General features: G+C 45.1%; 14 protein-coding genes. 9 read left to right on the top strand and 5 right to left on the bottom strand.

What is annotated here, in order from left to right; genetic code table 11:
- Positions 1–4: 4 nt before the first annotated feature.
- Entirely contained in the window at positions 5–817 is an 813-nt protein-coding gene (locus P5683_RS09870; protein WP_187757690.1) for a tetratricopeptide repeat protein, read from the bottom strand.
- 534 nt (positions 818–1,351) lie between these two features.
- On the opposite strand from P5683_RS09870, the gene P5683_RS09865 reads away from it, so the two are divergent.
- From P5683_RS09865 to P5683_RS09835, 7 genes are all read left to right on the top strand, one after another.
- The gene (locus tag P5683_RS09865) at positions 1,352–3,199 is read left to right on the top strand and encodes a CapA family protein (RefSeq protein WP_315639789.1); all 1,848 of its coding nucleotides are present in this window, start codon (positions 1,352–1,354) and stop codon (positions 3,197–3,199) included.
- Positions 3,200–3,273: 74 nt separating this feature from the next.
- Positions 3,274–3,696 (top strand): hypothetical protein, encoded by a 423-nt coding sequence (locus tag P5683_RS09860; protein ID WP_006668271.1) that lies wholly within the window; start codon positions 3,274–3,276, stop codon positions 3,694–3,696.
- 22 nt (positions 3,697–3,718) lie between these two features.
- The gene (locus P5683_RS09855; RefSeq protein WP_046319270.1) at positions 3,719–3,913 is read left to right on the top strand and encodes a hypothetical protein; all 195 of its coding nucleotides are present in this window, start codon (positions 3,719–3,721) and stop codon (positions 3,911–3,913) included.
- A 5-nt stretch (positions 3,914–3,918) separates the two neighbouring features.
- Positions 3,919–4,686 (top strand): HAD family hydrolase, encoded by a 768-nt coding sequence (locus P5683_RS09850; protein WP_315639790.1) that lies wholly within the window; start codon positions 3,919–3,921, stop codon positions 4,684–4,686.
- A gap of 53 nt (positions 4,687–4,739) precedes the next feature.
- Positions 4,740–4,928: a hypothetical protein gene (locus tag P5683_RS09845; RefSeq protein WP_006619610.1), complete on the top strand. Its 189-nt coding sequence runs from the start codon at positions 4,740–4,742 to the stop codon at positions 4,926–4,928.
- Between the two features lie 84 nt (positions 4,929–5,012).
- Positions 5,013–6,473: a methyl-accepting chemotaxis protein gene (locus P5683_RS09840; RefSeq protein ID WP_006624972.1), complete on the top strand. Its 1,461-nt coding sequence runs from the start codon at positions 5,013–5,015 to the stop codon at positions 6,471–6,473.
- Between the two features lie 19 nt (positions 6,474–6,492).
- Positions 6,493–7,860 (top strand): ABC transporter substrate-binding protein, encoded by a 1,368-nt coding sequence (locus P5683_RS09835; protein WP_108614839.1) that lies wholly within the window; start codon positions 6,493–6,495, stop codon positions 7,858–7,860.
- A 160-nt stretch (positions 7,861–8,020) separates the two neighbouring features.
- Here P5683_RS09835 and P5683_RS09830 read toward each other — a convergent pair whose 3' ends face one another.
- The 3 genes from P5683_RS09830 to P5683_RS09820 are packed head-to-tail and all read right to left on the bottom strand — an operon-like array spanning position 8,021 to position 11,855.
- Complete coding sequence (locus P5683_RS09830) at positions 8,021–9,517, bottom strand: UDP-N-acetylmuramoyl-L-alanyl-D-glutamate--2,6-diaminopimelate ligase (protein WP_006624974.1); 1,497 nt, start codon at positions 9,515–9,517, stop codon at positions 8,021–8,023.
- 45 nt (positions 9,518–9,562) lie between these two features.
- Entirely contained in the window at positions 9,563–9,838 is a 276-nt protein-coding gene (locus P5683_RS09825; protein ID WP_006624975.1) for a glutaredoxin family protein, read from the bottom strand.
- Between the two features lie 58 nt (positions 9,839–9,896).
- On the bottom strand, positions 9,897–11,855 hold the full coding sequence (locus P5683_RS09820) for an ABC transporter ATP-binding protein (protein WP_193521052.1): 1,959 nt from the start codon (positions 11,853–11,855) through the stop codon (positions 9,897–9,899).
- Between the two features lie 140 nt (positions 11,856–11,995).
- Here P5683_RS09820 and efp point away from each other — a divergent pair, with 140 nt between their 5' ends.
- The gene (gene efp, locus P5683_RS09815) at positions 11,996–12,553 is read left to right on the top strand and encodes an elongation factor P (protein ID WP_006619604.1); all 558 of its coding nucleotides are present in this window, start codon (positions 11,996–11,998) and stop codon (positions 12,551–12,553) included.
- A gap of 92 nt (positions 12,554–12,645) precedes the next feature.
- On the top strand, positions 12,646–13,182 hold the full coding sequence (gene accB, locus P5683_RS09810) for an acetyl-CoA carboxylase biotin carboxyl carrier protein (RefSeq protein WP_006624978.1): 537 nt from the start codon (positions 12,646–12,648) through the stop codon (positions 13,180–13,182).
- Between the two features lie 58 nt (positions 13,183–13,240).
- Here the strand turns inward: accB and P5683_RS09805 are convergent.
- The coding region (locus P5683_RS09805) for a hypothetical protein (RefSeq protein ID WP_315642398.1) at positions 13,241–13,428 on the bottom strand (188 nt) is incomplete at its 5' end.

Genomic DNA, 13,428 nt, shown 5'->3' with positions numbered 1-13,428 from the left:
TCGGTTATTCAATGCCTGTTGATTTATCGATGTTTTCCTGGGTCTCGGCTTCTCTTTGGCGATCGCCCATAGACTGCCACAGGGAAAAGGCCTGATTTAAATAATCTAGGGCCTGTTGTCTGTCCCCTAAAGCTAAGTGGGCTAGACCAATATTATTGAGGGTTTGCGCTTCCCCTGATAGATATCCCACGGATTGAGAAATCGATAAAGCCCGCTGGTAATACTCCAAACCACCAGAGATTTCCCCTAGGTTTACATAAACCTCACCGATCTCATTAAGTATATTAACTTTCCGATAAGGTTCCCCTATTTCGTCAAAGATAGATAGGGCTTGCTGGTAATAATCTAAGGCTGTGGTAGTTTCCTCCATGCTTAGGTGAACCTGACCAATACTTTGCAAAGTGTTAGCTTTACCAAACCCAGGGGGTAGCCTTTGTTCCTCTGGCGAATCGATTATATCCCACATTGACAGGGCTTGATTTAAATAATCCAGGGCGGGTTGATTTTCTCCTAATTCCGAGTAAGCGGAACCTATAGCGGTCATAGTGGCAGCGATCGCAAAAGAATCCCCGATTTGGTCTAATAAGGGCATCACCTCTTTAAATTTAGCGATCGCCTCCCGCAATGCGGATGGTGTTCCCTGTTTGGTCAGGAAAATAGCTTCTTGAAATAATTGGTTGGCCTGGTCCTGTGGGTTCTCCTGAGCCACCAACCTTGGTAACCGAATAGATAGGATTTCCGATGCGGAGGCGGTTAGTCCCGGTAAAACTAACCCTGCTATCAGCCCCATTGCCAAAACCCGAGTCAAATTAATCATAATTTCGTCCCCCTATCAATTTGTTGCCATCATATCTTGACATACTCCCCTGTTTAGAAAAGGGGGGATTCTCCGGTAAAACAGCAACCGCAGGCTTAACCCGTCTCACGTCGCCTTCCCGGTGCGCCGTTGATATCCCAACCGCTTTCATGTTTTTACTGCCATTGTGATCACGGTCGATCAGGTTTGCTCAGGACGGAAAAGGCCAAAGCGCGAGTCATAAGACAGTGAAATACTCAAACCAGATTAGATGGTTGAAAGCTAGGGTGACGATCGCCACAATTATATAAACTTCAACCCTACCCCATGTCTCCAGCATAGATGGTCCGTGATTCAAAATGCTTGTGGAGACGATCTGGCGGGGGTTCAACAATTAACTTTGTTGGCTCTAGTTAAAAGTCGGTGAATTAAGAATCCCCGGTTATAATCTTTGATTTAACGAGGGAGTGTCAATTAAGATATAAGATATCCTAAAAGTTCCCATTCAGCCTGGGAGTTTGACAAGTAAGTGGTGTCAGGAGAGGAGATCTGTCAGTGAGTCAGCAAGAAATTCTTAGGTCTGCCTATCAGGGAGATCCAAAAGCGATCGCTATTTTACTCAACCAAGCCTTGAAACCTAAACAGGTGCAAGCACATCTCACTCTGGAATATAATCATCTCTATATTAGCCTAGAGTCCCCCACAATTCCCGACCAAGCTGCATCTGTCCGTGTCATTCACAAGGGATTAATGCGTCTTGAGCCTCCATCTATCTGGTGTGTTACGATCGCGGCACAATTAGGCGATGATCAGCACCCAGCTTGGATTGAGACTCTGGTACTAAAGTCGCCGCCTGTGGTGGTTAACCAGGTTAGCCCTAAAAATGCTCCGGTTTCTGACCCTAAACCTCCTCAAAAAACTAAGCGATCGCCTTCACCTAAGAATCAGAAAAAAACTCAGACTTCTGCGCCACCTAAAACCAAGAAGAAAACCAAAAAAGTGGCGACGGCTTCCCCAGTAGTATCTCAGATGGCTACTTCGGAAATTGCGCCTAATTCGGCAAGTTCGGCAACTACTAAAACCCAGAGAGTTAAAGTTGGACGACCAAAATCTTTGTCTTTAGTGGGTTATATGACTCTGGCGATTTTGCCTTTGTCTGGGTTAATTGTCGGTGCTAAATGGGATAGAGTTTCGGCATCTTTGGCGACTATCCCACCGACTTTGGCGACAGCTTCTCAAGCGGTGCTGGAACAACTCCCCCAATTACCTAATTTCTCATTTGGATCTAATTCTGAAAATCCCACTATGGAAGTTGATCCATTGCTGACTAAGGCAACTATTGAACAGATCCGAAATATATCTGAGTTGACTATTTCATCACTACGGAATCCCATTGACCCTGATATGCGGATTACGATTAAATCGGTGGGTGATATTATTCCGGGAAGCAATTATCCTTACAATAAATTACATCCCAACAAGCAGGTATTATTTGCGGGGGTTAAACCAGCTTTACAAGATGCTGATATAGTCTTTGGTAATTTTGAAAGTACCCTAACTAACTATCCTAATAGCGCTAAAAATGTGGGTCGTGGTATGGTGTTTGCGTTTCGGACACCGCCGGAATATGCGGCACTTTTAAGGGAGGCAGGATTTGATATTTTGAGTGTGGCGAATAATCACTCGTTTGATTTTTTTGAAACTGGCTTTAAAGATACGATCGCTAATATTGAAAAAGCGGGAATGAAGGCGGTCGGCAAAAAAGGTCAGATTGTCTATCATGAGGTGAGGGGTGTAAATGTGGCATTTATCGGCTTTAGTTATTTTAATTATCATAATAATATGAATGATTTGGAAGCGTCGCAAGCCTTGATTAAGGAAGCGGCGGAAAATGCTGATATTGTGGTGGTTTCTGTACACGCGGGGGCGGAAGGTACTAGGGCTTTACGCATTCAGAATAGAACCGAATATTTTTATGGGGAAAATCGCGGTAATAAGGTATTATTTGCACGCACAATGATTGATGCTGGGGCGGATTTGGTGTTAGGACATGGCCCCCATGTGCCGAGGGCTTTGGAATTATATAATGGTAAGTTAATTGCTTATTCTTTGGGTAATTTTTTGGGATATCGCACTTTATCAACTCGCGCGGAATTGGGATATTCTCTAGTTTTGGAAACTCAACTTGATGTCATGGGTAATTTTGTCGAGGGTAGAATTATTCCGGTTCATCTTGATGGCCAAGGGATTCCGTCTCTGGATAATTCTTTGCGGACTGTGGGGTTAATGCGACGTTTAACTAAAAGTGATTTTCCTGATACTCCTTTGGAAATTGATGATCAGGGTAATATTTTCGTGTCTCAACCACAACCGGAAACCTCAACGGCGATCGCTCCTGAATAAAAGCTAAATTGCTAAAAGTTGGGTTTTATATTATACTACAGTCTGGCTGTTGTTTGGGAAATTGGCATAAGACTATGAACTCGGAAAATTTGGTGGTTGAACCTATTTATATTGTGGTGATTGCGTCTACGATATTCTCGATTATCTTGGGTCTGATTTTTAAGGATATGCTAGAATATCAGGTGGCAGTTTGGCGACAGGATGACCGGAAAAATAGGATTAACTATAAAACTCCTAACGCTAAGGTGGCTTATGTAGCTATGTCGGTTTGTGTGTTTGTGGCTGTGTCTTCCAGTTTGCTGGTGTTTATTCCGATTTACTGGTTGGCTACTTTGGGGGGGGCTATTGTGGTTTTTCCTACGGCTTTATTGATTTGGCTACAGTTGGGATCAATGCTGAATCTTTGGGAAGATAAAGGGGATGAGGCGATTGATTTGGATAGGTTTTTTGAAGGCGATCGCGAAAAAATTACCGGATCGAAAAGTGACCAATCATAGTTAACATAGATACTCAGTAAAAATGGGCAGAAAAGCTAAACTTAAACATCTGCGAAAGCAACAACAGACTAATCCGACTGCGGACACCCAAAACAGTGGAGAAGTGGAGGCTGATCCGACTCATTTTGTGGATGAACTTAAACACCAGGGCTATGATCTGAAAGTGAGCGATCGCTGTCCAGAAATTCCTGAAAAAATTGTCAACCCGCAAATTTAGCACTGATGAGTCATCTAAAAGCAATCATTTTTGATGTGGATGGGACCCTCGCTGAAACGGAAAGGGATGGTCACAGATTAGCCTTTAATCAAACATTTGCTGAAGCGGGTTTAGATTGGGATTGGTCTATTGAATTATATGGGGAATTGTTGAGGGTTTCGGGGGGTAAGGAGCGTATAGATTATTATATCAAACGCTACCATCCTAATGGTCAACCCCCCAATAATTTGGATGAGTGGATCGCGAAACTTCACCAAGCTAAAACTCGCCACTATCGGGAGTTATTAGCCAAGGGAGATATTCCCCTGCGTCCTGGGGTGAAGCGATTAATCACGGAGGCTCTGGGGGAGGGGGTCAGATTGGCGATCGCTACTACCAGCGCCTTTCCTAATGCGATCGCACTTTTGGAAGAAACCTTAAACCCCCATTGGTTTGAAGTAATTGCGGCTGGAGATATTGTCCCCCACAAAAAACCCGCCCCAGATATCTATAATTATGCATTAGAAAAATTGGGTTTGACTGCATCGGATTGTCTGGCGATCGAAGACTCCCGACAGGGGTTACTGGCGGCGCGAGGAGTGGGGTTAACCACGATTATTACTGTAAATAATTATACAAAAAACGAATATTTTGAGGGTGCTGCCTTGGTGATCAATCATTTGGGGGAACCGGATCTTTCCTGTGAAGCGATCGCCTCTACAGCCTTGAATAGCGGTTATATCACCCTAGATTTATTAAGACATATCCACCAAATATCAACAGGTGTTATATAATAGCGACCAGTTTAATCGAAATATCCCTGGTGGCTTTGTAATTGGCAAGTTCTATGTCAGATTTTCCCATTGACCCCAATCTTTATTTGTTGCTGAGTGGCCACTGTTTGATTGGAGGGGTAGCGGCGGCGATCGCCTTCCAAAAAGGTCGTCGCCTCGGTGTTTGGTTAATTTTAGGACTAATAGGAGGGACGGCGGCTTTAGTCGCATCACTACTACTGAAACCAACTAAACCTAGTTAATAGCTATAACTAATCAACTTAACAGTAAGGCATCTGAAGCCCTCCCCAAGCATTTCATCTATTTATTAATGGGGTAATTAAGTCATGCTGAAAAGCCTTTGGAGTCTATTTTCTTTCCAACAAGGTAGCCTGCGCCAAAGAATTTTTAGGGGTTATCTGATTCCCTTAGTCCTATTTTTAATAGTTGCTGGCTTGGTCTATTTTATCGGTGTTCAGCCTGTCCAACAACAAATCAAAAATGTGGACAAAATTTATGGGGAAATTGAAGAGGTTAATAATCTAGCATTTAGCATTGTAGCAATGCAGCGGGCGGCTAGGGGCTATATTTTAGGTAGAGACTTGAGAGAGTTGGAGGAGTACGAAGAATGGGATACCCTCTTTTATGAACAATCGGAAAATTTGCGTAGTAGAATTCAAGAAACGGAACAGCGCCAAACATTAAATCGGATAATTAATATTGGTGATCAGGTTAATGAGTTCGATCGCCGTTTGATTTCCTACGTCCAATTAGGAAGACCAGAAAAAGTGACTGAGGTCTTACAACAAGCCGAAAATCAAGCCATTACAGAACAGTTAGAACAATTGGTGAGAGGTTTTGAGGCGACCAAGCGACAGCAACTTAATGACCAACAAAATCGGCAAATTAACCTATTAAGATGGCTGACAATTTTAATATTTGGCAGTACAGCCATTGGTGCGGTAGTTATCCTAACTATTGGCTTGGGAATTTCGGCTACTATTGACCGCGAAACGGCGCAAATTTCTAACTCTTCTAAGGAAATTACTAGCGCATTGGAGGAACAGGAACGCAGCTTAGGAGTTCAGGCGAGTTCAGTTAATGAAACTACGACGACTATTGATGAGTTAAATGCGGCAGTCCAGAACTCTACAGAACAGGCGAAAATTGCTACTGATGAAGCTCATCGCGCTTTGCTTTTGTCGGAAAAAGGTAGTGCGGCGGTTCAACAAACTTTGGATAGAATGGAAACACTGCGACAAACAGTAGAAGCGATCGCTAATCGTAGCCTAGAATTAAGTGAGAAATCCCTACAGATTAATAATATTGCTCAGTCAGTGAGTAACCTAGCTTATCAAACCAATTTACTAGCCTTAAATGCTTCTGTGGAAGCGGTGCGCGCGGGACAACAGGGGTTGGGTTTTGGGGTGGTGGCGGTGGAAATCCGTAAATTAGCCGATCGCAGTAAACAGTCAGCCGCAGAAATTAATACCCTGGTTTTGGATATTCAAAATGCTATTAACACCACGGTAAAAGTCACCGAATCAGGCAAATTAAGCGTTAGTGAAAGTGTGAAATCTGCTCACAATATGTCTAGTTCTTTTGCGGGTGTATCCCAAGCATTTCATCAGGTGTATCTCAATAATCAAACTATTGCGAGAACCGCAGAACAGCAATTACTGGCTCTACAGCAGGTCAGCGAAGCCATGAATAGTCTTAATCAGGTTGCTCGTGAAAATGCGGAGAGTATTGCCTTGTTAAGAACCAATACTCAACGACTCAATGAATCTCTGATTAATTTACGGTAAAATTTAGAGTAAATCTATCATGAAAACTCCTAATAAATTCAGCAAATACCTTGACAGAATCCCGCAAATGTGCTATAAATGTGGTCGATTTCATGATGTAAATTCGGACAGTCAGGATTTATCGGTCAATCTCAGCGACGCGGTAACTAAGGGATTAAATCATCCCCGAATGTTGTCTAAAAACTCCATCAGACGGCGACAGTTTTTGTTAGGACTAGCAGGGACATCAGCTTTGGGAGTTCTCAGCAATTGTGCGGCATCTCCAGACCCCAACTCTCAAGGTAATTCGTCGGGTGTTATGCTGGAAAAAACTCAGCTAAGAATTGGTTTTTTGCCGATCGCCTGTGCTACGCCTATTCTGATTTGTGAATCTTTAAACCTCTATGAAAAATATGGTTTAGATGTAGAACTGGTGAAAATGAATAGCTGGGAGCAAATCCGAGAGAGTGCGATCGCCGGAGAACTTGACGCTTATCATATGCTCTCCCCCATGCCGATCGCCATTAGTTTAGGGTTAGAATCTCGTCGATTTCCCATCAGACTTGCTAGTATTGAAAACATCAATGGTAGTGCGATTACGGTAGCCATCAAACATCGAGAAAAAGTCAAAACCGCCGAAGATTTTAAAGGATTTAGGATTGCTATTCCTTTCAATCACTCAATGCACAATCTCCTACTCAGGTATTATCTGGCTAATAGCAAAGTTCACCCAGATCGGGATGTAGAATTAGTGGTTACACCGCCGCCCAATATGCTGAACAGGTTAAGAAGTGGCGAAATTGATGCTATGGTGGCTCCTGAACCTTTTAACCAAATAGCAATTAATCAAGGTCTGGGTTTTATTCATCTTTTAACTAGAGACCTGTGGCCGGGTCATCCCTGCTGTTCTTTCACTACTTCTCAGGAATGGATCGACCGTTATCCTAACACCTTCCGTGCTATAAATAAAGCAATCATTGAGGGTTCCTATTATGCCAGCCAAAGTCAGAACCGCACAGACGTAGCGCGGCGACTAGCACAGTTACAATATCTGGATGCGTCGGAAGATGTGCTGCGACAGGTAATGACCGGACAGTTTGTTAACCGCTTAGGTGAATCTCTGAATATTCCCGATCGCATTGATTTTGACCCTTACCCGTGGAAAAGTTTTTCCTACTGGATTACTTCACAATTTGAACGCTGGGGATATGCTCCCATGGGAAGCCTTAATCATGAAGCGATCGCCGCCAATATTTTTCTAACTGGACTCGCACGCCAAATGGCTAAACAGTTAGGTCAGCAACCCCCTACCATCACCCTCCGCTATGAATCCTTAAAATTTGATACTTTCGACCCCAGTGAACCGGAAAACTATGCCATACAACAGATTGAAAAGTTTGGTTTTTAATGGCAATTGACCCACCAGAAAAGGGTAGCGTCAGAAATCCTGAATCATCATGAATATATGAGGGGGGAAGACTGACGCACCAGAAATTTGTAGGGTGTGTCAGAAATCCTGAATCATCATGAATATATGAGGGGGGAAGACTGACGCACCAGAAATCAAGTTAAGAATACTTATTTGTTAAGGCATCTCGCGCTTGTTCGCGGTCATCAAAATGCACTTTTTCCGTGCCAATAATTTGATAATCTTCGTGACCTTTCCCAGCAATTAAGACACCATCGCCGGGTTGAGCCTCGTCGATAGCGGTGCGAATAGCTTTAGCCCGATCGCCAATTACTATAGGTTTAACATCAGCCGGAATTCCCGCGAGAATATCTTGCAAAATGCGGTCAGGATCTTCGGTGCGGGGATTATCGGATGTGACTACGGCTAAATCGGATAAATCTGCCGCAATTTTACCCATTTTCGGGCGTTTAGTGCGATCGCGATCGCCCCCACACCCAAACACGCAAATCATCCGACCGGGAATAAACGGACGGGAGGCTTTCAGTAGATTTTCCAAACTATCAGGAGTATGGGCATAATCAACAATGACCGTAATATCCTGCTCTGGGGAAAGCTGGACCCTTTCCATGCGACCAGGAACGCCGCCAAAGGCTGGTAGAGAGTCCACCATAGCCGACAAATCCAAACCGAGGGCTAAACCCGCCCCCAGGGCTGCCAATAGGTTAGAGAGGTTATATTGACCGACTAAGGGTAGGGAAAATGAAGCCGATCCCATGGGGGTATGGAGAACTCCCTTAATACCTGTGGGTTGATAAACGAGGCTATCTGCCCATATATCGGCGCTGGGGTCACTGACGCTATAACTCCAAAAGCGATCGCTCCCCAACCGTGCCATCAACTTTTTACCATAGTCATCATCAGCATTAATAATCGCCTTACCCTGGAGATAATCATCACTAAATAGCAACGCTTTCGCCTCAAAGTAATCATCCATGGTGGGATGATAGTCTAGGTGGTCCTGAGTCAAATTAGTAAATACTGCCACCCGAAACGGACACCCCAAAACCCGGCCCTGGTGTAAAGCATGGGAGCTAACTTCCATGACCCCAAACTGGCAGCCTGCACCTACTGCGTCAGCTAATTGGTGTTGAAGTTCCACCGCAAAGGGGGTAGTATGAACAGCGACTTCTTGAAACCCCGGCCAACGGGTGTAAAGGGTTCCCAGTAAGGCTGTAGGTTGGTCAAGGTTGCTGAGGAGAAATTCGATCAGGTGAGTGGTGGTGGTTTTGCCATTGGTTCCGGTCACCCCCACTAATTTGAGGGTTTGGGCGGGATGGTTATAAAATGCTGTGGCTATCTCAGCGCAGGCTGTGGTCATGTCGGCGGCGGGAATGACACAGGGAATGGTATCAGAGTCTGTCTCTGGTGGGGTATTGCTGGCTGCGGACTGGGAAACTATGGCGGCTACCGCACCGGAGGCGATCGCACTTGGCCAAAAATCCCCTCCATCAACTCTTGTTCCCGGCATTCCTAAAAACAGATCCCCTGGCTTACAGGCGTGGGAGTTAGTCGCCAAGCCTGTGATTTCCATGTCTAAGGCGGGGTGATACTCTGGGGGTAGTAAGTTGGGGTTGAGTAAATCTTTGAGTTTCACGGGTCAAACTTCTGCCAATTTGATGATTATTGTTAATCTAATGTTTTACCAATATTTTTGTAGGATTTGTTCCAACTGGTAGGCGGAAATACGGGGAGATGGTCTGGGGATGGGTTCTTCGGTCAGGCTGCGATCGCCACATTTATACAGGACTGGGACTTCGTATTGATAGAGTGCATACCAGTCGGGTCGGGTGGTGATGTCCCTAACTTCCAGGTCAAACTGACAGGGACTATTGCTATCTGCTTGAATTTCTTCCAGTTTCTCCTGGAGGTTTTCGCACAAATGACAGCCAGGTTTACTATAAAGTATGAGTTTCATTGAGGACTAAAGTTCCGGGTTCAATCTATTTATTGGGGTTAGTTATCGAAGATGATAGTTAACTGGCAACTCGTTGGATATCTCCGGTGGGAATAGAGGCGATTAGTCGGCGGGTATATTCCTGTTGAGGATGGCGATAAATCTCCTCTGAGTCTCCGATTTCCTCGATTTTGCCTTGGTTCATGACTACAATGCGATCGCTCATAAATTTAACCACACTCAAATCATGGGAGATAAAGATATATGTTAGCTCAAACTCCCTTTGTAGCTCCCTCAGCAGGTTTAACACCTGGGCTTGTACAGAAACATCCAAAGCTGACACCGACTCGTCACAGATGATAAATTTGGGGTTTAAAGCCAGAGACCTAGCAATACAAATCCGTTGTCTTTGTCCTCCCGAAAACTCGTGGGGATAGCGTCTCATAAAATCCGGGTTCAGTCCGACTCTTTCTAATAAATAAGCAGTGCGATCGCGCCTTTGTTTATAGTTCCCGACCGAGTGAATTAACAGGGGTTCCATCACCGCATCCCCAATGGTTAAACGGGGGTCAAGGGAACTAAACGGGTCTTGGAACACAATTTGCATCTCCCGCCGCACCCACTTCATTTTTTGCTGAAATTCCCGGCGTTGGCGATAGTCTTTTAAACGATTAATCCAAGGACCAGAAGGCTGATAATTTGTAATATCTTCCCCAGCAAAAATCACCCGACCGCTATGGGGGAGAATCAGTTGTAAAATCGCCCTAGATAGGGTACTTTTCCCGCAGCCAGACTCTCCCACCAATCCTAATGTTTCTCCGGGGAATACATCAAAAGACACATCATCAACTGCCATAAATAGTCTTTGAGTACCTCCTAACACCCCAGGAATTTTAAATCCTACTCGCAAATTTTGCACCGATAACAACGGCGAATTATCCGGGTTGCTGGGAACCTTCTCGGCTGTCTCCCGCGTCTCATTAGCGAGGTTTTCCTGAGAGTCAATGCCTCTAATTTTTGTGCCAGATTCCGTGCTGACAACTTCCATAAAATCCGCAATCGTGGGCAGTTTTGCCCCCCGTCGGGTTTCCAATGTGGGACGACAAGCCAGCAATCCCTTGGTGTAGGGATGTTGGGGGTTATTAAACAGTTGATGAATCGGGTTTAATTCCACGATTTTACCCTGATACATCACCGCGACTGTATCGGCAATTTCGGCAATAACTCCGAAATCGTGGGTAATGAAAATTATCGACATTCCTCGGCGATCGCGTAATTCTCGCAGCAGGTCTAAAATAGTCGCTTGTACTGTCACATCCAAAGCCGTCGTCGGTTCATCAGCAATCAATAATGTGGGATTGCAGGAAATAGCCATCGCAATCATTACCCGTTGCAGTTGCCCCCCAGAGAGTTCGTGAGGATAGCGATCGAGAAATGCTCGTTTTTGGTCATTTATCCGAGTTTGCCACTCCCGCTGTGAGGGTGGGTTATTAATATCATCATTATTCGGGGGAGTTTCTAACTGTAGTTGCTTGAGGATTTGCTCATCACTAGGTAACAGTTTGACTTCCTGCAATAAACTCGTCGCTTTCCATAATCCTTCACGGGGGGTAATATCCTGATGCTGTCGGATAGCTTCTATCAGTTGAAAACCAATCGTATAAACCGGGTTGAGGGAACTCATCGGTTCCTGAAATATCATAGAGATTTCACCGCCGCGAAATTGCTGCTTTTGAGATTCTGGCAGTTGTAGTAAATCGATCGCTCCTTCTGTGCTATCATTGTTGTGATCAGCTTCATCCGCCTGGGGGTTTCCTGGCCGAAACCAGATTTCTCCCCCCACTTGAGATGTAGCCGGGGACAGCAACCCCATAATTGCTAAAGACGTGACAGATTTTCCTGACCCGGACTCCCCAACAATTCCTAGGGTCTGTCCGGGTTTGACCTGAAAGGAAATCTGATCGACCGCGCGCGTGATTCTCTGGTCAGATTTAAACTGAACCTGTAGGTTTTTGACATCAAGGACAAAATCTGGCATAGCTAGGGGGAGTTTTCAGGACTTGCGGGAAATTTCCCCGATTTTAGCAGAATTGTTAAGAACTCTCACCGAACCCCATCATAAAGCACCGATTAGGGTAAAATAAATGCCGATTGTTCAGCCCAGGTGAAGATGCTCCCATGATTTCGAGTAACGACTTTCGCACAGGTGTCAGTATTGAATTAGACGGAACTGTGTGGCGGGTGGTAGAATTCCTCCACGTTAAGCCAGGAAAGGGTTCCGCCTTTGTCCGCACCAAACTAAAAAACGCACAGACGGGTAACGTCATGGAACGGACATTCCGGGCTGGGGAGACAGTTCCCCAGGCGAACCTGGAGAAAAAGACCATGCAACATACCTATAAAGATGGTGATGATTATGTGTTCATGGACATGGACACCTTCGAGGAAGCTCACCTAACTCCTGATCAGATTGGTAATGGGGTTAAATACCTGATCGAAGGTATGGAAGTTAATGTACTCTACTGGAATGACCAAGTGCTAGAGGTGGAACTTCCCAACTCCGTTAGCCTAGAAGTGACGGAAACAGATCCAGGAGTTAAAGGCGATACCGCGACGGGTGGCACGAAACCAGCTACCCTACAAACAGGCGCAACTGTGATGGTTCCTCTGTTTATTTCTGTGGGTGAGCGTATTCGCATCGATACCCGCAACGATAGTTATCAGGGTCGCGATTAATGCTTCCAGTGTTAACCAAATTTCTGGGTAACATGATATGGGCGATCGCCCATAATTTTCGACAATGTTATTTTTAGGGAGATATACCAACTGTGCAACTAGATCTCAACCAGCTTCGAGAACTGCTGGCTGACATCGATAAAACTAATATTTCCGAACTGACGCTCAAAAGTAGTGATTTTGAGTTGATGGTACGCAAAGGTGGCAGTTCTATCGATCGCCCTCTATCTTCTGTTGATGTCGCCCTCAGTGGTGGGTTTCCTAGTGCGGAGTTGGTGTCGCCTCCAGGGACGGTTTCTACTGGCGATCGCTTATCAGAATCAACCGCCACCAGCACCCAGACTACTGCCGCCACAGGAAAGGTCTCTAGTCCGGTTGACGCTAAATGGGTAGAGGTAACATCCCCCATGGTGGGAACTTTTTACCGTTCTCCGGCTCCTGATGAGCCGCCATTTGTGGATAATGGCGATCGAGTCACTAACGGTCAAACTGTCTGTATCATCGAAGCCATGAAGCTGATGAATGAAATTGAGGCTGAGGTTTCTGGTCAAGTTATGGAAATTTTGGTAGCTAATGGCGCACCTGTGGAATATGGACAACCCCTGATGCGAATCGACCCCGACAATTAATAATTAATAATTAATAATTAATAATTATCATCCTCGTAGGGTGAGTCAGAGGGATCACCTATCGGGTGAACGGCACAGAGGTCAAGAAACCCGGTTTCTCAAAGAAACCGGGTTTCTCATGGTAAAGGGTGGGAGGCGCGCCCCGACAATGAATAATTATCGCCGTGGTCAAGAAACCCGGTTTCTCAAATAAACCGGGTTTCTCATGGGCAGAAAATTGACGGCGGAACCCACCCCGACAATGAA

This window comes from Limnospira sp. PMC 1279.21 (genome assembly GCF_032349615.1).
Classification (GTDB): domain Bacteria; phylum Cyanobacteriota; class Cyanobacteriia; order Cyanobacteriales; family Microcoleaceae; genus Limnospira; species Limnospira fusiformis.
This window is presented reverse-complemented; position numbering and strand designations above follow the sequence as displayed.

Bases quoted from the DNA above. Each gene is read 5' to 3' on its own strand.
- P5683_RS09825 (WP_006624975.1), bottom strand. From the start codon at position 9,838: ATGAAACTCATACTTTATAGTAAACCTGGCTGTCATTTGTGCGAAAAC.
- P5683_RS09845 (WP_006619610.1), top strand. From the start codon at position 4,740: ATGTCAGATTTTCCCATTGACCCCAATCTTTATTTGTTGCTGAGTGGC.
- P5683_RS09860 (WP_006668271.1), top strand. From the start codon at position 3,274: ATGAACTCGGAAAATTTGGTGGTTGAACCTATTTATATTGTGGTGATT.
- efp (WP_006619604.1), top strand. From the start codon at position 11,996: ATGATTTCGAGTAACGACTTTCGCACAGGTGTCAGTATTGAATTAGAC.
- P5683_RS09855 (WP_046319270.1), top strand. From the start codon at position 3,719: ATGGGCAGAAAAGCTAAACTTAAACATCTGCGAAAGCAACAACAGACT.
- P5683_RS09840 (WP_006624972.1), top strand. From the start codon at position 5,013: ATGCTGAAAAGCCTTTGGAGTCTATTTTCTTTCCAACAAGGTAGCCTG.
- P5683_RS09850 (WP_315639790.1), top strand. From the start codon at position 3,919: ATGAGTCATCTAAAAGCAATCATTTTTGATGTGGATGGGACCCTCGCT.
- P5683_RS09820 (WP_193521052.1), bottom strand. From the start codon at position 11,855: ATGCCAGATTTTGTCCTTGATGTCAAAAACCTACAGGTTCAGTTTAAA.
- P5683_RS09835 (WP_108614839.1), top strand. From the start codon at position 6,493: ATGAAAACTCCTAATAAATTCAGCAAATACCTTGACAGAATCCCGCAA.
- P5683_RS09870 (WP_187757690.1), bottom strand. From the start codon at position 817: ATGATTAATTTGACTCGGGTTTTGGCAATGGGGCTGATAGCAGGGTTA.